Annotated in this window: 20 protein-coding genes and 2 pseudogenes; 3 read left to right on the forward strand and 19 right to left on the reverse strand. The window is 43.1% G+C overall.

Annotation, left to right across the window (positions count from 1 at the left end; genetic code table 11):
• Window positions 1-33: 33 nt before the first annotated feature.
• Window positions 34-1,407 (reverse strand): sucrose-specific PTS transporter subunit IIBC, encoded by a 1,374-nt coding sequence (locus BLW54_RS04100; protein ID WP_035507147.1) that lies wholly within the window; start codon window positions 1,405-1,407, stop codon window positions 34-36.
• Between the two features lie 322 nt (window positions 1,408-1,729).
• Window positions 1,730-2,557: a PRD domain-containing protein gene (locus tag BLW54_RS04105; RefSeq protein ID WP_035507149.1), complete on the reverse strand. Its 828-nt coding sequence runs from the start codon at window positions 2,555-2,557 to the stop codon at window positions 1,730-1,732.
• Between the two features lie 415 nt (window positions 2,558-2,972).
• Here BLW54_RS04105 and ahpC point away from each other — a divergent pair, with 415 nt between their 5' ends.
• Both ahpC and ahpF read left to right on the forward strand, forming a co-directional pair.
• A complete protein-coding gene (ahpC, locus tag BLW54_RS04110; RefSeq protein WP_035507150.1) occupies window positions 2,973-3,536 on the forward strand; it encodes an alkyl hydroperoxide reductase subunit C in 564 nt (187 codons plus the stop codon).
• A gap of 14 nt (window positions 3,537-3,550) precedes the next feature.
• Window positions 3,551-5,086 (forward strand): alkyl hydroperoxide reductase subunit F, encoded by a 1,536-nt coding sequence (ahpF, locus tag BLW54_RS04115; RefSeq protein ID WP_035507152.1) that lies wholly within the window; start codon window positions 3,551-3,553, stop codon window positions 5,084-5,086.
• 78 nt (window positions 5,087-5,164) lie between these two features.
• On the opposite strand, the gene BLW54_RS04120 is transcribed toward ahpF, so the two are convergent.
• From BLW54_RS04120 to BLW54_RS04170, 12 genes are all read right to left on the reverse strand, one after another.
• Window positions 5,165-5,842, reverse strand: coding sequence for a DUF4352 domain-containing protein (locus BLW54_RS04120; protein WP_035507154.1), 678 nt, complete (start codon window positions 5,840-5,842; stop codon window positions 5,165-5,167).
• Window positions 5,843-5,897: 55 nt separating this feature from the next.
• Window positions 5,898-7,364 (reverse strand): alkaline phosphatase, encoded by a 1,467-nt coding sequence (locus BLW54_RS04125; RefSeq protein WP_051744053.1) that lies wholly within the window; start codon window positions 7,362-7,364, stop codon window positions 5,898-5,900.
• A gap of 352 nt (window positions 7,365-7,716) precedes the next feature.
• On the reverse strand, window positions 7,717-9,006 hold the full coding sequence (locus tag BLW54_RS04130; protein ID WP_035507155.1) for a TRAP transporter large permease: 1,290 nt from the start codon (window positions 9,004-9,006) through the stop codon (window positions 7,717-7,719).
• The gene (locus BLW54_RS04135) at window positions 9,003-9,479 is read right to left on the reverse strand and encodes a TRAP transporter small permease (protein WP_035507157.1); all 477 of its coding nucleotides are present in this window, start codon (window positions 9,477-9,479) and stop codon (window positions 9,003-9,005) included. The genes BLW54_RS04130 and BLW54_RS04135 overlap by 4 nt, the downstream gene beginning before the upstream one ends.
• Window positions 9,480-9,550: 71 nt before the next feature.
• Window positions 9,551-10,579, reverse strand: coding sequence for a TRAP transporter substrate-binding protein (locus BLW54_RS04140; protein ID WP_244153470.1), 1,029 nt, complete (start codon window positions 10,577-10,579; stop codon window positions 9,551-9,553).
• A gap of 36 nt (window positions 10,580-10,615) precedes the next feature.
• Entirely contained in the window at window positions 10,616-11,266 is a 651-nt protein-coding gene (locus tag BLW54_RS04145; protein ID WP_035507160.1) for a bifunctional 4-hydroxy-2-oxoglutarate aldolase/2-dehydro-3-deoxy-phosphogluconate aldolase, read from the reverse strand.
• 11 nt (window positions 11,267-11,277) lie between these two features.
• Window positions 11,278-11,832 carry a 6-phospho-3-hexuloisomerase gene (gene hxlB, locus BLW54_RS04150; protein ID WP_035507162.1) on the reverse strand — a complete coding sequence of 185 codons (555 nt, stop codon included), beginning with the start codon at window positions 11,830-11,832 and terminating at the stop codon, window positions 11,278-11,280.
• Complete coding sequence (gene hxlA / locus BLW54_RS04155; RefSeq protein WP_035507164.1) at window positions 11,801-12,457, reverse strand: 3-hexulose-6-phosphate synthase; 657 nt, start codon at window positions 12,455-12,457, stop codon at window positions 11,801-11,803. Before hxlA ends, hxlB begins: the two co-directional genes overlap by 32 nt.
• Window positions 12,458-12,466: 9 nt before the next feature.
• Complete coding sequence (locus BLW54_RS04160) at window positions 12,467-13,420, reverse strand: sugar kinase (protein ID WP_035507166.1); 954 nt, start codon at window positions 13,418-13,420, stop codon at window positions 12,467-12,469.
• Window positions 13,421-13,457: 37 nt separating this feature from the next.
• Complete coding sequence (locus tag BLW54_RS04165) at window positions 13,458-14,462, reverse strand: LacI family DNA-binding transcriptional regulator (protein WP_035507168.1); 1,005 nt, start codon at window positions 14,460-14,462, stop codon at window positions 13,458-13,460.
• Window positions 14,463-14,758: 296 nt separating this feature from the next.
• Window positions 14,759-14,908, reverse strand: a complete 150-nt coding sequence (locus BLW54_RS20625) for a FeoB-associated Cys-rich membrane protein (protein ID WP_155996934.1) — start codon at window positions 14,906-14,908, stop codon at window positions 14,759-14,761.
• Window positions 14,909-14,991: 83 nt separating this feature from the next.
• Entirely contained in the window at window positions 14,992-15,972 is a 981-nt protein-coding gene (locus tag BLW54_RS04170) for an HD domain-containing protein (RefSeq protein ID WP_035507170.1), read from the reverse strand.
• A 189-nt stretch (window positions 15,973-16,161) separates the two neighbouring features.
• Between BLW54_RS04170 and BLW54_RS04175 the strand changes: the two genes are divergently transcribed.
• Entirely contained in the window at window positions 16,162-16,533 is a 372-nt protein-coding gene (locus tag BLW54_RS04175; RefSeq protein ID WP_051744054.1) for a hypothetical protein, read from the forward strand.
• A 49-nt stretch (window positions 16,534-16,582) separates the two neighbouring features.
• Here the strand turns inward: BLW54_RS04175 and wrbA are convergent, their stop codons facing one another.
• From wrbA to BLW54_RS04200, 5 genes and pseudogenes are all read right to left on the reverse strand, one after another.
• Window positions 16,583-17,194: an NAD(P)H:quinone oxidoreductase gene (gene wrbA / locus BLW54_RS04180; protein WP_035507778.1), complete on the reverse strand. Its 612-nt coding sequence runs from the start codon at window positions 17,192-17,194 to the stop codon at window positions 16,583-16,585.
• 573 nt (window positions 17,195-17,767) lie between these two features.
• Complete coding sequence (locus BLW54_RS04185) at window positions 17,768-18,376, reverse strand: alpha/beta hydrolase (RefSeq protein WP_035507172.1); 609 nt, start codon at window positions 18,374-18,376, stop codon at window positions 17,768-17,770.
• Window positions 18,376-18,561: pseudogene (locus BLW54_RS20390) on the reverse strand (ring-cleaving dioxygenase); the annotation flags it as partial. The pseudogene BLW54_RS20390 and the gene BLW54_RS04185, both read right to left, overlap by 1 nt.
• Before the next feature lie 332 nt (window positions 18,562-18,893).
• Window positions 18,894-19,382 (reverse strand): ribonuclease E activity regulator RraA, encoded by a 489-nt coding sequence (gene rraA / locus BLW54_RS04195; protein WP_035507781.1) that lies wholly within the window; start codon window positions 19,380-19,382, stop codon window positions 18,894-18,896.
• Between the two features lie 201 nt (window positions 19,383-19,583).
• A pseudogene (locus BLW54_RS04200) lies at window positions 19,584-20,097 on the reverse strand (GrpB family protein).
• Window positions 20,098-20,259: the final 162 nt, after the last annotated feature.

Raw genomic sequence — 20,259 nt, forward strand, 5'->3', positions numbered from 1 at the left:
TACCAGTCGTAGACTAGTAAGCATTTTCTTCTCTTATTTCGTCTCTTCTTTCCAGCTAAGAAGCAGGGTAGAGACAATGGATCCCCCGATAGCAATCAAGCATCCAATTCCGTAATTAACCGGATCCTGGGCAATGGCAAACATCGGCAAACCAGTCAGTCCGATTCCATTGGCCATCACTTTAGTAAACACGACGTACGCGCCACCAAGAGCCCCTCCGATGGCTGCACCGATAAATGGACGACGGTACTTTAAGTTTACTCCGAAGATGGCTGGCTCCGTAATTCCCAGAAAAGCAGAGATTCCAGCTGGGAGGGCAATTTCTTTCGTCTTTTTATTCTTGGTCTTAAAGAAAACAGCGATCGTAGCGCCCCCTTGAGCGACATTAGCCATCGCCCAGATGGGCAGTAAGTAGTTTCCACCGACATTCAAGAGCTCTGCTTCAATCGCATGGAAACTGTGATGCACCCCTGTTAAGACGATCGTAGAGTACAATCCTCCAAAGATAAGACCAGCCATAGGACCTGCGGTGTCATAAACAATACCAAGAACGGAAGTCAAGCCATTCCCTAGGGTCCGTCCAAGTGGACCGATCACAAGCATGGCTACAAAACCGGTGAATATAACCGTCAAGAACGGTGTTAATAGTAAATCAACCGCATTAGGGACTATTCTACGGAATCCCTGTTCTAGCTTAGCCATGACATAGACGGTTAGTAGCACAGGAATCACTGTCCCCTGGTAGCCAAGCATTTCCACACCAAAACCGAGAAAATCGAGCGTTTCCGGCTGGGCATCGGCAAGACCCCATGGATTCAAGAGACCCGGATGAGTCATAATCCCACCGATGACAGCCCCTAAATAAGTATTCCCTCCGAATTCCTTAGCCGCACTATAACCAATCAAAATCGGTAAAATAATGAATGCCGCAGATGAGAACATATCCAACATGACAAAGAGACCGCTCTCTGGATCCACCCAGTTGTAAGTATCCATCAACCCAAGTAGTCCCATCAACATCCCCGCTGCAACGATAGCAGGGATAATCGGAACAAAAATATTAGAAAGCGTCCGTGCGAAACGGGCCAATGGATGCATTTTATTTTTCGCTGCCTCTTTATGGGAGACACTTTTTCCGCTATCTTCTCCCCCTGTTGAAGCCCCAACTAGAGGGCCAAAGTGGGTAAAGACCTTATTGACCGTCCCTGTTCCAAAAATGATTTGAAATTGACCCGAACTAGAAAAGGCTCCTTTTACCTCATCCAACTCTTCTATAGCTGTTTTCTCTATTTGATTTTCGTCTTCAATGACGAGGCGCAGACGTGTCGCACAGTGGGTCGCACTAACCACATTTTCCTTCCCCCCGAGCAACTGGACCAATTGTCCGGCTATTTCCTTATGGTTCATGGTGTTCTCCTCCTTGTTTTTTTAAAATTATTTTTTTGTTAAACAAGATAAAGCAAGATCATCGTCCCCAAGTGATGGAATTCTCCCTTCGTGCCTTCTTAATAAGGGAAGAAGAAGAGAAAACTAACACAAAGGTTAGAAAATAAAAAAAAGACCTAAAACGCGCACAGTTTACAAAGGTGATTCACCTACACGAGGTACCTCTGTCACTCTACACATTTTAGGTCTTGCCTGCTTTATCAGTAACAATCCTACACTATTCAGCTTTGAATGTTTCCTATTCTATACGATGAAAACGCTATCGTCAACTCCCTTTTTCCTTTCATTTTGTCAGGAGTCTTTGGATATGCAAGGCAATATAAGCAATCTCGGAATCTGGAAAATCGATCCCGTATACATCTCTCAAAAAGCCAGTGACTTTCTTTGATGTCTTATAAGCCTCTTCATATTTCATCTGAATGAGTGTCATCATATCCTCATCCATCGGCTCAAAACGACTCCCTTCTTCTACTCTGTTCAAAGCAAAACGCAGGTGGGTAATTAAACGCTGATAATTGATACTCGTTTCCTCAATGGGCACTCCGACGATTTCTTCCACTTGATCAATAAAATCACGTAAAATGGTGGCCGTCTGCAAAGATTCATTCATAGAGGGAGCATCCATTTTAGCGGTATGGACATGAAGAGCAATGTGGGCCACCTCATCTAATGGGATGTCGACACCAAGCTTCTGCTTGATCTCTTCCTTCGCCCACATCCCGACTTCGAATTCCTTCTTATAAAGAAATTTAATTTCGTTGGTCAACTTATTCTGAATCGGAAAGCCTTTACCAATCCTCTCCAGTGCAAAAGATAAGTGGTCGGTCAAGGCAATGTGGATATGATCATGTAACGGGGCCTCCAGATACCCTTCAGCATAGCTAATAATCCGTTCCGCCACTTCAATATGCTTCTCCGGTAAGGTGGATAGAAGTTGTTGAAATTTTTCTGAGGATTGATCACGCAAGAGGAAAATTTTCTCGATTTTATGTTTCGGCACAATATCGTTGCGCTTCTTTTGAAAGGCGACTCCCTTTCCCATGACGATTTTTTCTTGAGGACCATCGTAAACCACGACAGCATTATTGTTCAGTATCTTGGAAATGCGCATAATAGCCCCTCCGGTCAAATAGTTCATCTTAAATATACCATGAAGCATGATTCTATGATATTGGAATAAAGGCTTCCCTCATTATGGACCTGCCAGATAAGTGGATAAAAATCCATCCTCAGAGATCTACTAGCAAGAATAGAAGGCAAACTAAAAAACATATAGCCGCCTCTTTTAGAAGAAACCATCATAGGGAAGACTAATTACTAAAACCTATCCCGATTTCTTGTTACACTATAGAAGGAACATTTGGTTATATAATCATTCTCTTTCAGTAGATATTTTGCGACAGATTTGTGACTTTGTTGACAAATACTCGATTTTATATAATAATAGCTACTGAATTAGAATTATTATAAAAAGCTGCATCACCTATAGCAGCTTAAAATTACATTATTACAGGAGGAATTCTACTATGGCTCTAATCGGTAAAGAAGTACAACCATTCCAGGCGAAAGCATTCAAAAACGGTGATTTCATCGATGTCTCCGAACAAGATTTCAAAGGACAATGGAGCGTTGTTTGCTTCTACCCAGCAGACTTCTCTTTCGTTTGCCCGACAGAACTTGAAGATCTGCAAAACAACTACGAAGCACTTAAAGAACTAGGTGCAGAAGTTTACTCTGTATCTACGGATACTCACTTCGTACACAAAGGCTGGCATGATACTTCTGAAAAAATCAACAAAATCAAGTACGCAATGATCGGTGACCCATCTCAGCAAATTTCCCGTCAATTCGACGTATTGAACGAAGAAGATGGTCTAGCTGAACGCGGTACATTCATTATCGATCCAGATGGCGTCATTCAGACAGTTGAAATCAATGCAGGTGGCATTGGCCGTGACGCTGATACCCTTATTGGTAAAATTAAAGCTGCTCAATATGTACGCAACAACCCTGGTGAAGTTTGCCCGGCAAAATGGGAAGAAGGCGAAGATACACTAACACCAAGCCTTGACCTAGTCGGCAAAATTTAAGGAGTGGAATATAAATGGTTCTCGATGCACAAATAAAAGCACAATTAGAAGAGTATCTAAAGCTTTTAGAAGGTGACATCGAACTGAAAGTCAGCGCGGGAGACGATAAAGTCTCCCGTGACATGCTGGCTCTCACGGATGAGCTTGCATCCATGTCACCGAAAATCACCGTTCAAAATACAGAATTAAAACGCACCCCAAGCTTCAGTGTGAACCGCCCCCAAGAAGAAACAGGCGTCACATTTGCCGGTGTTCCGCTTGGTCATGAATTCACGTCCTTGGTCCTTGCTTTATTACAAGTAAGTGGACGAGCTCCAAAGATTGATCAAACAATGATTGAGCAAATCCAAAAAATCAATGGTGAGTATCATTTCGAAACGTATGTCAGCTTAAGCTGTCACAACTGCCCGGATGTTGTCCAAGCCCTGAATATCATGAGTGTGTTGAACCCTGGCATTACACACACAATGATTGACGGTGCGGCATTTAAAGAAGAAGCCGAAAGCAATAATGTTATGGCTGTACCATCTGTATTCCTTAACGGAGAATTCTTCAACGGAGGTCGCACAACACTTGAAGAAATCGTTGCGAAAATCAGTGAAGGGCCTTCTCCTGAGGAATTCACTAACCGTGATCCTTATGATGTTCTTGTCGTCGGTGGTGGACCTGCGGGTGCCAGTGCGGCTATTTATGCAGCACGTAAAGGAATTCGCACAGGTGTCGTCGCGGAACGTTTCGGTGGGCAAGTGCTTGACACAATGACAATCGAAAACTTCATCAGTGTAAAAAGCACGGAAGGACCAAAGTTTGCGGCCAGTCTTGAAGAACATGTCAAAGACTATGAGATCGATATCATGAATCTTCAGCGTGCGAAAAGCTTGCAGAAGAACGATGACAACATGTTTGAACTTGAACTCGAAAATGGCGGTGTCCTGAAGAGTAAGAGTGTCATCATTTCTACCGGGGCACGCTGGCGTCAAATTGGTGTTCCTGGAGAAGATGAGTACAAGAACAAAGGTGTAGCTTACTGTCCACACTGTGACGGACCATTGTTTGAAGGGAAAGATGTGGCCGTGATCGGCGGCGGAAACTCCGGAGTCGAAGCAGCCATTGACCTTGCAGGAATTGTTCAAAACGTTACGGTGCTTGAATTCTCTGACGAATTGAAAGCTGACGATGTTCTTCAAGAGCGCCTGCACAGCCTTCCTAATGTCGAAGTGAAGACAAACGCCCAAACGACAGAAATCACTGGGGATGATAATGTGAACGGAATCACATATATCGACCGTGAGTCCAACGAAGAACAACATGTCGACCTTCAAGGCGTCTTTGTCCAAATCGGACTTGTACCGAACACAGAATGGTTGGATGAAGATGTAGAGCGCAACCGCATCGGTGAAATCATCACAGACAAACATGGAGCCACAAGCGTTCCAGGCCTGTTTGCAGCAGGTGACGTCACCGACAGCCCACACAACCAGATCATTATCTCCATGGGTGATGGGGCCAACGCAGCGCTTGGTGCCTTTGACTATCTGATTAGGAACTAATAAGTAAGTGGAATGAATCCCAAAAAGCCTGAACGAGTGGTCACACGTTCAGGCTTTTTTCTATTAAAATAGCTTTTTTCAAAAAGAGATGGTATATTCCTCTCCCTTTTTCATTGACTCTTCCCCACGGAAAGCATCGCTTGTTTGGAAGGTCACGTCCTTAAGCTTCTCCGCATCCGCTTTTTCCAAAATAAAGCCGAGCTGACCTTTGCGAACCTCTCCTGGAGTATAGTCGCCGTGAAGTTCTTCTAAATAAAAGTCATCTACAAAGCTTTTCTTTTCTCCGTTATTTGTCTCCAAATGAGATACCGGAGCAAAGTTAACCTCGTGGTCTGAAGTGTTCTCAACGATAACTCGCAGTTTCACATAGTTAAAGTCGGTTTCCTCATGTGTGAAGCCGTGGAAGAAATCAATCAGATCCGGGGAGGGTTTATAATTCATAAATTTTGCTTCCTTCACCGTTACATTCATTGGACCAACCGTTAATTGCTGTTCTTCCTCCGTGTAGGCGTGCAGCTTGAGTTTGCCGTCCTCATCACTGTAAGTCGATCCAATATCGGTAAGCTCGCTATCATCAGGAGCTTGCGGACTTTCGGTGAAATGGTCTTCTTTTAGTTCACCTGCAGATGGTCCTTCTTCTTTCGTTGTTTCGGCATGCTTCTCATCCGATGATTCGTTTGTTGCTGACGCCTCACCGTCTATGCATCCAGCCAACAGAAGCACCGTGAATAACATCAACCCACAGATCGGCTTCATATCTCACCCTCCTTAAGTAAAGAATGAGCCTCTGGAATAGAGAGGCCCATTTTCTTTATTTGTTATGATTTCTGTCTTTCCCTTTATGGTCATTATCCTTGTGAGATTGAGGGCCTTTACGGTCTGCTTTCAATAGTTCAAAAAGCTTCTGACCTGTTTCACTGTTTTCGTTCAATCCTGAGAACTCCCCTTTTTGCGGACCATAGGCGTATACGTTCACATCAACACCTGTATGACCACCGGTGGTCCAGCCTGTACCTGAACGAACATTATAAATATTTTCAATCGCATCATCGACCGCTGTTTCATCAATTGTGCCGTTTACAGGCTGAGCTGCTTCCTGAACAGACTGAATTTCTTTCTCTGTCAAATTAAGTCCGCTATAGTCATTTAATACTTGCTCGACATCGGCGCCATCAGCGATTTGCGCGGCCATGTAGTCAGGTGTACGTTCAGCTGCATCAATAACTTCAGGATTAAACACATAATCACCTCCGCGCCCGATTGCTATGCCTCCTGTCGAGTGGTCGGCGGTGGTCACAACAATTGTTTCTTTATCTTTTTTAGCAAATTCAATGGCTTCCTGGAAGGCCTTCTCAAACTCTCTCATTTCACTCATCGCGGCAACGACATCATTATCGTGTCCCGCCCAGTCGATTTGGCTCCCTTCCACCATAAGAAAAAAGCCGTCTTTATCTTCGCTCACTTTATCGAGAGCGGTTGTCGTCATCTCGCTCAATGAAGGAGAATCCTCCCCACGGTCAATCGCCTTGTCCATCCCTTTCGGGGCAAAAAGGCCGAGCAGCTGATCATTGTCACTGGCAAGCATTTCTTCTTTTGTCGTGGCGTAATCATAACCATCCTCCTGGAAGGCTTCTACAAGATTACGATCCTCACGCTCGAAATAGCTCGTCCCGCCACCAAGCATGACATCGACTTTATGTTCTCCATCAATGGTTTCATCAAAATAGTCATCCGCAATCGCATTGTAATTGTTCCGGGAAGCATCATGGGCACCGAAGGCCGCTGGTGTTGCATGGTTGATCTGAGACGTGGAGACAAGTCCTGTTGCTTTACCTTGTTCCTTGGCTTCCTCAAGGATCGTTTTATGTTCTTCCTGATCTAAGTCAAGCCCAATGGCTCCATTGTATGTCTTAATCCCAGAAGCCATGGAGGTAGCAGTAGCGGCAGAGTCAGGAATATTTTCTTTCACATCTCCTTCTCCCCCGTCAAAATAGGGGTCCCAAGAATATGTAGACTGCATACCTACAAGGTATTCATCAAATGCGGTCGGTTCCATCATCTTCGTTTCTGGATTATCATTCATGTAACGAAGCATTGTCGTATAGGCAGGTCCCATACCATCCCCCACCATAAAAATGACATTTTTGATTTCCGATTGGTTATTCTTATGTGTGCTGGCTTCGACTTGCGATACAGTTGTCGTACCTATCCCCCCGACAACCAGTGAGCTGATCACAGCCATGGGAAGAAGCTTTTTCTTCATGATTTGTTTAAACATTATGAACCCCCTCTGGAATTAGTAAGCTTTGCTCGTCTATTATTCTAGTAGCAGGTATAGGGGTATACAACAGGACATCCTATTTATTTACAATCCTTAATACTAGATTTACAAAAAGTAATAAAAGAGAAATAGGTATAAATGACTGAATATTGGCCCCTTTTTATACAAGAAAGTGGATAAAGAAATGGACAGACCCTTGGTATAGGCGATAAGTGTGCAAAACGGACAAATAACATAACCACCACTTAAGAACCACTCCGACAAATAGATAAATCGACTTATGTTTCTGTAACAAAACCTCCGTTTTTTTACAAAAAAAGTGCTCTTCCCGGTAGGAAAGAGCATAGGACTAAAATAAATTCGGATTAATCATTTCCGGAACATAGAAAGCAATGCTCGGAACAAAGGCAACCACAAGCAGAACGACCACTACCACCGTAATATATGGCAGGACGGATTTGAATGATCTCTCAATCGGGAGTTTCCCAATTTTTGCGGCCAGTAACAAACAAAGTCCGTACGGTGGTGTGACAAGTCCTACAGCTAACGTCATGATCGTAATAATACCAAGTAAAATCGGGCTGATATCAAACGTAATCGCAACAGGCAGGACAACCGGGATGAACAAGATCATCGCAGGGATGGCATCCATAAACGTTCCTACGAAGAGGAAGAATGCGATGATAATCAATAAGAAGATCCATTTGCTATCAATGTTATTGGCAAAGAACTGTTCTGCCCAAACAGACAATTGATAATAACTCATCAATTCACCGAGGGCGTTGGCAGCGGCCAATGCAAACAAAGATAAAGAACTTAACGTCAACGTATCTACGAAGATCTTTGGAAAATCCTTCACCTTCAATGTCTTATAGTAAAACATACCGACAATGACGGTATAAATGGAAGCAAAGGCAGCTGCTTCCGTGGCGGTAAAAATCCCTGTAATAATGCCGCCAATCAGAATAACAGGTGTCATCAACGCAGGGATTGTGTCCAAAAACTGTTTCATGAAGTTGGATACAGACGCTCTTTGATAGGTTGGATAACCTCGTTTCAACGCAAGGAAATAGACGATCACCATCATACTCAAACCTATGAGAATACCTGGTATGATTCCTACGAGAAAAAGAGCCCCCACCGAAACGTTCGTCAGTCCCGCATAGATAATCATCGGAATACTCGGCGGAATGATAACCCCGATCGTTGAAGAAGCGGCCGTAACCCCGACAGCTGTCCCCGTATCGTATCCCTGCTTCTTCATGTTCGGGATCAAAATCTTCCCGACTCCGGCTGTATCCGCCTGTGAAGCACCTGACACCCCGGCAAACAGCATCGATACGAGAATGTTGGCATGAGCCAATCCTCCTCGGATGTGCCCGACGAGTGATAATGAAAAGTCAATCAATTTCTGAGAAATCTGGCCGCTGTTCATCAAGTTCGCGGCCAAGATGAATAGAGGAACAGCCAACAGAACAAAGGAATCGAGACCGTTTAGCATTTTGACCGGAACCGTAACTTCAGGGATATAAGGAACATTAATAATACCTATCATAGCAACAATTCCAATGACAAACGCAATCGGAATTCCGATGATCATCAATAAGATGAATAAAACGACTAATAATGGCCCGATCATTCTGCAACCTCCTCTGTGTTGAAGTTTTTAACGTTTCGAAAAATATGAGCAAGCGTGTAAATAAACATGGTAGCCCCCATGATCGGTACAGAAATCCAGACATACCCCATCTTCATAAATTCCAGAGAAACCCATTCGTACGCCCAGAAGTTTTGAACAGCCTGGATACCAAAATAAAAGATGCCGAAAGTGAACACTAATAAAATCAAGTCATTGACGAGATAAAGGCTATTCTTGCCCTTTCCTTTTAACTTCTTCAATAGGAAGTCAAATTGAAAGTGTTCCCGTCTATTCAACATGACTGCAGCTCCCATGAATACAGACCAGATAAAGGAATAGGTCGCTACTTCCTCTGTCCAAATCGCTGATATCCCTGTAAATCGCGTCATGACTTGGATGACAATCGTGATGAAGAATGTGACAAGAAACAGGACTCCGATCGTTAACTGAATTCGTTCAAGCCATTTAATCACTATGTTGAAACCTCCTTATTCAAGAAATGAAAAGGGAAGGGCACCATGGCGATGCCCGGCCTTTGTTTCCCTTATTTCAATTCATTGATTTTGTCCAATAGGTCTTGAGCTCCGATTTCTTCCGCACGTTCTTCAAGGAGCGGTTCGGCCAGATCAATGAATGGCTGACGGTCAATTTCGTTCACTTCAGCACCGTCATCGATTGCTTGCTGTTTGTACTCTTCTTCCTGTTCATAAACCGCTTCCCGTTCTTTTTGAACAGAAGCTTCTGCGGCTTTCATAATTGCTTCTTTCTGCTCATCAGAATAGTTTTCAAACTTCTTCCCATTGATTAATAGAAAGCGAGTCGTATAGTCGTGCGCCGTTTCTGTCACATACTTTCCGTTATCGGTCTTATGGTGATTTTCCTGGACGAAGTAGGGATAAGAGTTTTCAGAGGCATCGACAACCCCTTGCTGAAGTCCTTGATATAGTTCACCCCAAGCGAGAGATGTTGGGACAGCCCCTGTCTTCTCCCAATAGTTAGCGATCGCCCCGGAAGTTTGGGTACGGAATTTAACCCCTTGTAAATCATCCATGGACTCCAGAGGCTTTTTGCCGTAATAGTGACGGACCCCTGCTGACCAGTAGCCAAGCAATTTGAAATCATTATTTGATTCCTTGCTAATAATACTCGCCATCTCTTCTCCTACTTCTCCATCCACAACACTTTCCCAATGATCATAACTGTCGAATACATACGGGAGGGCAAAGAGATCGATTTCATCAATCCCCGTTTTTGTCATAAACCCTGGTGATACCAATACGACATCCGCAGCACCGAGCTTCAACTTTTCAACGAGCTCCGACTCACTTGTTCCTAAGGTCCCCGCGTGTACTTCTACTTCAATATTGGCATCCGAACTCTCTGCGGATTCTTTAAAGGCTTCCATTCCAATCTGATAAGGGTTTTCAGGGGATGTCTGGTTATGGGCGGCGACAATTTTCAGTTTTCCATCGCCAGAAGCTCCGCTTGTTTCATCGTCCCCACTGCATCCCGTCAATGCCAAAACACCTACAAATATCACAACTAATAAAAGGGATAAAGACTTTTTCATCATGTATTCCTCCTTGGTATTGATTGAATCCGCTTTCAATTAAATAGAAATTTCCCCTGAACTGACGGCAGCCCTTTCCGTGTATGCTTTCGCCAAATTTGTCAAATTACGATAGTCCGCCTCTGTGTTAAGGTTCGCTGTTTTGACCAGCTGGCTACCGACACCTACGACTTCAGCTCCTTTTGCTAAATACTCTTCCATGTTGTCTAAATGGATGCCCCCAGTCGCCATGATAGATGCTTGAGGCAGGGGACCTTTGACATTCTTAATATAATCAGGCCCGACGATGTTTGCTGGAAACAGCTTGACCATTAAGGCGCCTGCTTCCATGGCCGTTTGGATTTCTGTTGGTGTGAAAACACCTGGGATAGAAGGGATCCCATAACGATTACATGTGGAAATTGTTTCTACATTTAATGTGGGAGAAACGATAAAGTCAGCCCCTGAACGCATCATTTCCATGGCGGTTTCGGGATCGAGCACTGTCCCAGCACCGACCAATACCCTGCCTCGATAGGCCTCTGCCACTTTCCTAATGAGTGTCGCAGCCTTCGGTGTTTCTGCTGTAATCTCAATCGCTGTTATCCCCCCATTAATAAGAGCCTCTGTAATAGGGAGAATGTTCTCTTCCTCTGCCTTTCTGATGACAGGAATTACCCGCTTCTCTTTCAACCGATCTAACAGATTCATAGACTTTCCTCCTATTCCAAATTAGCGTGTCGTTTCGCCATTTGTTCATGAGTGTGACCTTCCTGCTGTTGGACCGCGTGGATAATCACCGCATCCAGGAGCAGGTGAACGGATTGATCAAACTGATTGCCAAGAGGCTGGATCGTATCTGGTTCTTCAGGCAGCCGTTTTTTTGTCGCAGCTGGAACGACCAGTGTCAGATCACTGCCTTCAGCAATGACAGACTGTGGATTGGTTGTAACGGCGGCTACCACTGCACCTGCTTCTTTCGCTTGTCGAGCAAATTGATGAAGAGATTGGGTAGAACCTGAGCCGGAAATCACGACTAACAAATCACCTTTTTCAATACTCGGAGTAATCGTTTCGCCTGTAACATAGACAGTAAACCCTGCATGCATAAGTCTCATGGCAAAAGCTTTCCCCATCAGACCTGAACGCCCCTCTCCCGAGACAAAAACCCTTGGCGCGGAAAAAAGGTGATCCGAAAGTTCTGCGGCCTGGACTGCTTCTATAGTTGAAAGCACGTGTCGGATTTCATCGCTGACGGTTTGAATTATTTGCTTCATGGTTTTTCATCCTTTCTTTCATTTTTGCGGCTGTACCCTGTCGATCTGTACTTTTCGTAATGCCACTGCCAACAATCAGGGTATTTGGCTGGTGGTTGAGGATAGATGAAAGGGAATCAAGGTTAATCCCACCTGCCACGGCCACATCGAGATAGGGATGATGGTGGACAAGAGAAAATAAATCATCTTCCTGTAAGTCGCCCGCTTCCTGCATATCCTTTCCGAAGTGAAGGCTAACCAGATCCACACCAATATCAGAGAGTTCGCGGATACGCGCCTCCTCCTTTACTCCGAGCAAATCAATCATAATTCTCCCGTGACAATCTTCAGCCACTTTCAAACTATCTTTGATCGTCTGATTCGCAGAAAAGGCCATCACGGTGGTGATATCTGCCCCCGCCTCAAATGCCTGGGACGCTTCATGTTTTCCAGCATCACATGTTTTCATATCCGCCACGAGAGTCTTTTGTGGGAACGCTTTCTTGATATCCCTGACAATTTCCATGCCATACTCCTTAATCACCCCTGTGCCGACCTCTATCCAGTCAATGGATTCCTTTGTATCCTCAATCACCTGGAAACAATCCCCTTTAGGCATCCGGTCTAAAGCAAGCTGCAGTTTCATACGGCTCCCCTACCTTTCGACGTATTCTCTTTCTCCAAGTTGGATCTGTACTTCCTCAAGCTCTGGTAGCCCTTCATTATCTCCATACACACTAACCACCATCGACCCAATTGTATTGGCAAAATGAAGGGTTCTTTCTAGGGACCATCCTTGCAATACACCATAAATAAATCCAGCGTCAAATCCATCCCCCGCTCCCACGGTATCAACGACTTTCTTCGGAGTACGCGGAGGCAACGTCATGGATAGACCGTCCATACAGCCAAAGGCTCCTTTTTCTCCCTGTTTGATGGCAACCGTAGAGATTCCATACCGTTCACATGCAGCAACGATTTGGTCTGCTTGGCTCACACCGAAGAGAAGTTCCGCTTCTTCGACACCGGTCAGGATGATATCTACATAAGGAAGCAGCTGCTGCAATGACTGTTGCGCTTTTTCCCGCTCCCAAAGTTTTAAACGAATATTGGGATCAAATGATACAAGAGCTCCATTGTCTTTGGCGATCGTCACTGCACGCTTTAGCAGCCTCAGGTTCTTATCTGGGTCTATCGCTGCAAATACCCCCGTGATGTGGAGGATTTTCGTTTGTCTGATCGCCTCCGCATCTAACGTTTGTTCTGTCAGTGTTTTCGTTGGCGAATCCGCTCGATAATAAAAGGTACTTCCACTTCCATCTTCGCGGATTTCCTTGAAATTAAGAGAAGTCGGATACCCGTCTACAAGCTTAACAGCAGAAACATCGATTCCTTCCCCTCTGGCAAAGTTACGGATGTACTTACCAAATTCATCATTGCCGAGGCGGCTGATCCAGCCAGTGTGGAGGCCAAGACGAGCACATCCAATGGCAAAGTTGAACTCAGCCCCTCCCGCTTTTCTTTCAAATGAGTGAACATTTCGTAATGGACCATTTCTCGTTGGATCAAACGTGATCATCGCATCACCAATGGTCAAAACATCTTTCATCCTTCTTCCCCCTTCACTTTTGTCTGTACAATCAGATTTAGACGGAATCCCTGATCATCAAAGTCGGTTCAAACCGCAGGGATGCCTGTTTTGTTGTTTCTTCTTGCTTTTGGACTATATTCAGAAGCAGTTCCGCTCCTGCTTTCCCCATCTTGAAGGTTGGTTGTGCGACGGTTGTGATCGCCGGGGTATAGAAACTAGCAAAAGATACATCATCAATGCCGATGACAGCAAGGTCCTCCGGGACGCGCACCCCTTTTTGTTTGGCGTATTTAAGGATTTCAATTAGAACTAAATCATTCCCGGCCAAAATGCCTTCCGGCGGCCTTTCCAAGTGAAGGAGCTCCTCTAATTCCGTTTGCAGACTTTGAGGTTCTCCACTAATGATGTAATCCTTATAGATTGGGATACCAGACCTTCTTAAAGCCTTCTTATACCCTTCCACCCTCTCTACTCTCGGTGTTGTATGATTGATCAGCGAAGTCGTCATCATCCCGATTCGTCGGTAACCTTTCTCTAAAAAATGCTCAACAGCAAGCTCAGCCGCTTTTTCGTTATGGAGCATGATCGATGGGATGTCCATCCCCTCCACTTCTCTATCCATGAAAACAACCGGGTAAGAACTGTCCAGCATTTTTTGGTAGAGGTCTCTGTTATCCCCCGTCGGGAAAATAATCAGCCCGTCTACCTGTTTCGCACGGAGCATTTCAATATAATATTTCTCTTTAACGGGATCATCATCAGCATTACAGATGATCGTGTGAAAATCGGAGGCGTGGCACACATCCTCAATCGCCCGCACTACCTTTGTAGTGAAATTGTGCAAAATGTTGGCTACTATGACACCGATCGTCTTTGTCGCCTTCTGTTTTAAGCTCCGGGCAACGATATTCGGCTGGTACCCTAATTTTTCAACGGCTTCTTGAATACGCTGCTTCGTTTTTTCTCCCATGTAGTCATATCGTTTATTTAAGTATTGGGATACCGTGCTTTTCGAAACTTCTGCCTGTTTCGCTACATCGGCAATCGTGACGTTTTTCATAACTAATCTCCACATTTCCATTAATACTAAATCGGTTTAGTAAATCGATTTAGTTGTATTGTAGACTACATGAAAGCGTTTTACAAGAGGAGGATCCCATCATTTATTCTTGCTCTCATACAGAACCCCTTCATGGCGGTGGTTCAAGGGCCCAAATTTTTAGAAAATTTTTTCCTGCGCTTTTTATTATTTGCGAGACGTTAAAAAAATCCCCGCCTCCTTATGAGGAGGAAAGGTAAATGTTATGATGCTCGTTCATGTATACAGGTTTCACGGATGAAAGATGGAAACGAACTTTATTTCTGATTCTCTTTGATGTTGATTTTCAGTAAAGATTTGACTTCTTCTATATCTTCCCTCTGTTTTTTCACCATTCTTTCTAGGTTTGTTATTACGTAAAAGATATAAAGAAAAAGTACGATGAAAACAATAATAAACACTCCCATTTGCCCCTCCTACATCGATGGTGTGCCGCTATTAGTCGGTCTTTTTTTTGCTCCACGTGGAAGCCTGCGCCCCCCTTATTCCTTTATTTATCAGCAAGGATATTTACATACACCCCTTTTTTAGATTTCTGATAAGCTAGCTCATTCATCTCTTTCACTTTATCGGATAAAACGGAGGCCCTTTTCAAATCCTGGCCGTCCATGACCATCGGGTCGATCAAACGAACTTTACTTTTATGATGCAGATCATAATTGACCCCATCTGCTTTCACGTTCACCTTTTCGTGAATCCGGCATAGCCGTTCTTTCACCTCTTGATTTTCAGCTTCTTTTAATTGACTGATCACCTGTGCATCTTCCCCAAGAAAATCAGTGATATCTATTATATTTTTATCTAAAGCCAATCGTAATGTTTCCGCCAAAGCAGCGTTAGCATAGACATTCAGAGGGTCCATAAAGAAATCAATCACCTCTTTGTAGTAGGTCCTGACAAACCACTCCGCTGCCTTTAAATCCTGGAGATACATTCTCCCTTTCCAGAATCGTAAACCATCTAAAAAAGTGTGGATTTCTTTTAAAGGGATACCGCCATATTCGTACATATCTCGTAAAGTATAATCCACTCGATCAGCACATAGGTCAGGAGCTGGCTGCTCCAATAAAGTCCATTGAGAATCATCAAATAACAGATCCTCATAATGATAATGGTATTTTTTCAGAATAGCAGGAATTTCCGACTCGGAAACTACAGATCGATAAATCGCTTCATGATAATCTTCGTCCTGGTTCGCGAAAACATAATCAATAACGTGGGAGAAGGCTGTATGAGACACATCATGGAGCAATCCAGCGATTTGCTCTTCAATGGATCCTCCCATTTTTTTAATGAGCACCATCACCCCTATAGAATGATCAAACCGAGTGACATTCCATTTTTTGTTCACTAAGTAACTTGCTCCCCCCTGGTGAATTCCCTTCAACCTCTGCATCGGTTTGCTTTGAATAAGTTCTTCAAGGACTCCATCCACCTTTACTTCTCCGTATATTTTATCCGTAATCTTCATGGAATCCCGCCTTTCTTATCAGAAGATCCTTTACACCTGTTCCTTTCCCGTGTTCCATTGAATTTGGTAAAAGTATAGAGTGTCCTAAATCTTTCCCTCTTTTTCAAGGAATTTTAATCCGCTTCTCATCGTCCTCTCATAAACGTCGTATAGGATGGAATTATCCCAGTTCATAAAGGAGGAAATAAAATGAAAGCGTTATTTTTAACTACCACTGCCGCGGCTGCTTTCCTGCTGTCTGCAGGGGGCGCTGGTGCAGACAGCCTTCAAGTTGGTGGTCATCATTCCAGCTTCGTCAACGATGATTCATCTCAATTATATCAAAGGGAAGAACAGGATAGGATCAGCCTTCAACAGTTGAAAGAGTATAAGGTGTTGGAGGAACACCTAGAAGTGCACAACTATGAGGGGAAAATCATGGAAGACAACCCGTACAAACGTGTCGTTATTCTTAGCGATGGTAAGGGGAAAGAGCGATACAAAAGCATCTTGATCAAAAATACCCAACGACTAAAAGTGATTGACTTCAAACAGGGACCTATATTCAATCAGGTTTTATAAACCAAAAAAAGAGCCCATCAAAGTGATGGGCTCTTTTTATCAAATTCACTTATTGATTCCCTTTTTTTACCCAATCGGCAACGGTAACCGTACGCTTAGCTTGGTGTTTAACAGCACTTTCAACGTCCTCAACCATTTTGCCATCTTGATCGACGGTCACACTTGTTCCGTATGGGTTTCCACCAGCACCAAACAATACAGGATCAGTATAACCAGGAGAAGCAATAATAGCCCCCCAGTGCATCATAGAAGTATATAAAGATAACATGGTAGCTTCCTGTCCACCATGTGGGTTTTGCGCAGAAGTCATGCCACTCACTACTTTGTTTACTGTCTTGCCATTCGCCCAAAGACCACCTTGCATATCAAGGAATTGTTTCATTTGTGATGGCATGTTTCCAAATCGTGTTGGAATACTAAATATGATAGCATCTGCCCATTCGATATCAGCTGATGTTGCTACTGGAACATCCTTTGTTGCGTCAACTGTTGCCTTCCATGCTTCATTGGCTTCAATAGAGGATTGAGGGGCCAACTCTTCAACTTTTAATACTTTCACTTCAGCACCTGCTTCTTTAGCTCCTTCTTCAGCCCACTTAGCCATTTGATAGTTTGTTCCACCCATACTATAGAAAACTACAGCTAATTTAACATTTGACATATTTTCCATCTCCTTTGATTTTCCAAATAATTTATCTAAGAAACCCATGTCGCTCACCTTCCTTAATATAAAACTTTAAGTTAATTTATAAGAACCACCTCCATTGAAAATGAAAGCTTTCCAATGTGTTCTGTTCTTTTTATTCCCTATTTAAAAGTGTTTATAAAGAAACCTATTTTAATGATTCTTCAATTCAAGATATTAGGAATGCTGAGTTATCTCTTTATGACTCCCTAGCTTTAAATAGAAAGTGATCACATGATATAACTTACTACCATTCAAGACGATATGAATCGCAATCACAAGAAGTACTAAGTCATAATCATAACCATTTAAAAATCCTTCCGGGAGTTCAACTGTAAAAAAGGCACCACTCATAAAAGTTCAAATAAAAAGCCAACCTTACGAGTCCCTAACCCTAGAATCCTCCGAGCAACTCAATACCACCAACTGCATAAGCCAGGAGCCCTGGAATTATTTCCTCCTCCCCTAAAAAACCTGTGTCAACCTAATACATATATTATCATTTAGAGAATCTTTAATTCGAGATATTTTTCAAAGTTTTCTTCCTGCTTAATGAAAATTCTTTCGATACCACTGAGCTGCAGCTTCTACTTCTTTCGGGGTCAACTGATGGCCTCGACTTTCCCAATGAATGTCAGTTTGCACATGCGCTTTTTCAAATAATGCCTGAAGCTCAGAAGATTCTTCTGGAGAACAAACGGGATCATTGGTTCCGGCTCCAATAAATACAGATTTCCCGGACAAGTCAGGAAGATGGATGCCTCTTCTGGGTACCATTGGATGGTGAAGAATAGCGCCTTTTAAGGCATGTTGATAATGAAAGAGCAAACTTGCGGCTATATTGGCTCCATTAGAGTAACCAATCGCAATTATATTACCTCGGTCAAATTCATACTCTTCTGCAGCTTCATCAAGGAACTGATTCAATTCTTTAGTACGAAAGATAAGGTCCTCTTCATCAAAAACTCCCTCTGCCAACCTCTTAAAGAAACGGGGCATGCCGTTTTCCAAAACATTCCCTCGAACACTCAATACAGAGGCTTCATCATCCATTCTTCCGGCCACGGTCAATAAGTCTAATTCGCTTCCTCCGGTTCCATGAAGTAATAGGAACGTTGGTTTGCTCGCATCTTTCCCTTTGTTAAATAGATGTTTCATTATTCTTTATCCTCCTCTAAAACCCGCACCTTCACAGAAGGCAAGGTATTTTCTAGTTCCATTCGTTTTGCTTCTAACCATGGTGGCAACATTAACTTTCCCCCTAGTTCATCCAGTGATTCATCAACTGTAAAGCCTGGTGGATCTGTTGCTATTTCAAAAAGAACCCCTCCGTCTTCTTGGAAGGGTTTAACCCTAAACATCTTATATTTTGTTCCACAAGCTTCTTGATTGATTCCAGTGTCATAAATACTTTTAAGGATAATTCTTCTTTATATCTTATAAAGGCTGCACCTTTGATTACAATTATACCTTCCATTATCTCGAATTCAAGATAATTGTATATAAATTTTTTTTGGATGTCAACCAGCCCCATATGCTTATTGAACGCAGTTATCTAACTAACCCTGTCTTTCCCTAAGCAACGATATGATTACCATATTAAGTTGGATAATATTATTGTAGGCGTGGATACTATAATTACTGTGTTCATAAGAATCTTCGATGTGATATAGTTTTATGAATCTATGATCAACTTTTCTGAAGCGAGGATGATCCCATCTTCATCCACATACACATAATCGCCCGGGTTCCAGAGGGCGTTTCCAAACGCCAACGGAATATTTTCTTGGCCTTTCCCTTCTTTCTGACTTTTCAATGGGATTGTACCTAAAGCCATGACGCCTATGTCCGTTTCGCACACTTCCATGAAATCTCTAATGTATCCATTGATAATGATGCCGCCCAGCCCTCTCTCTGCTGCTATTTCTGCCAAGTTCCCTCCAAGCAAGGCACAGTTCTTAGAAGCTATTCCATCAACAACTAACACGTTCCCCGCAGGGATTGTTTCTAATGCCTTACGTACCAGAACATTATCATCTTTCACCTTAACTGTAGAAATAGGTCCTGAGAAACTCTTCCTTTGGCCAAAGCTTCTAAATGAAGGATCGACAATCGTTACCTGATCTGGATAGTGATCACATAAATCGGCTGTTTTGATGCTCATGGACTCTTTTCCTCCTTTTTTATTGACCATTATCGTTTATCCCCCTGCATCAACCTGTCTCTTTAGGAAACCTCCTCTGAATAGTTCCCCGACGGAAATCACTTCTAATAGATTTGATCTAACATTCCCTTGTCATTATTTCGTCGTTAATCAAGGAATTTCCTCCCCTCTTTTATAAATCTGATCATAATTATGAAGAAGTTATCCCTTACTTTGATACCAATGGATTGCTTTTTTCTCTAATTCTGAAACAAATGCTTTCTTAGCTGGACTGTAATCCTTCGTGAATTCGTACTTATTGGCTAACTTTTCTTTAAACTGACTATATTGATTTGCTGCTGTCGGGTGGGTAAGAAGATAGTCACGCAACACTAAATGACGTTCAATTTCTGGATAATCGAATTGATAAAAGTGAAGATGGTGGGTCCTTTTTTCTTCACCTTTGCGAAACAACCTTCTTCCTTTAATTCCCCACTCCCCAGCGACATCATAATTCAGTGATCGCATTTTATCTTTGTAGGTGTCTATTATTTCGATATCCTTTACGATACACATCATATCGATGACAGGCTTCGCCTTCATACCGGGGACGGAGGTACTGCCAAAATGTTCAAACGAGATAATTTCCTCCCCAAAAAATCGTTTTCAGAATTTCTGCCTCTTCTTCAAACATCCGTTTCCAGTCTTCGGTATAGTCACTTAATCTAACTTTCATGTCCTGCCCCCTTTTTATAAAAAACACCTTAACGTTACTTCTTAATATACCAACATTATCCAATATGGTGCCCAATAAAAACAAGAGTTGAAAACCCTTAAACCAAATAGAAAAAAGTCTAAGAAGAAATCACTCCTTAGTACATGTTATAAACCTACACGA

Origin of the sequence: Halobacillus karajensis (assembly GCF_900108515.1) — a bacterium.
Lineage (GTDB): Bacteria > Bacillota > Bacilli > Bacillales > Halobacillaceae > Halobacillus > Halobacillus karajensis.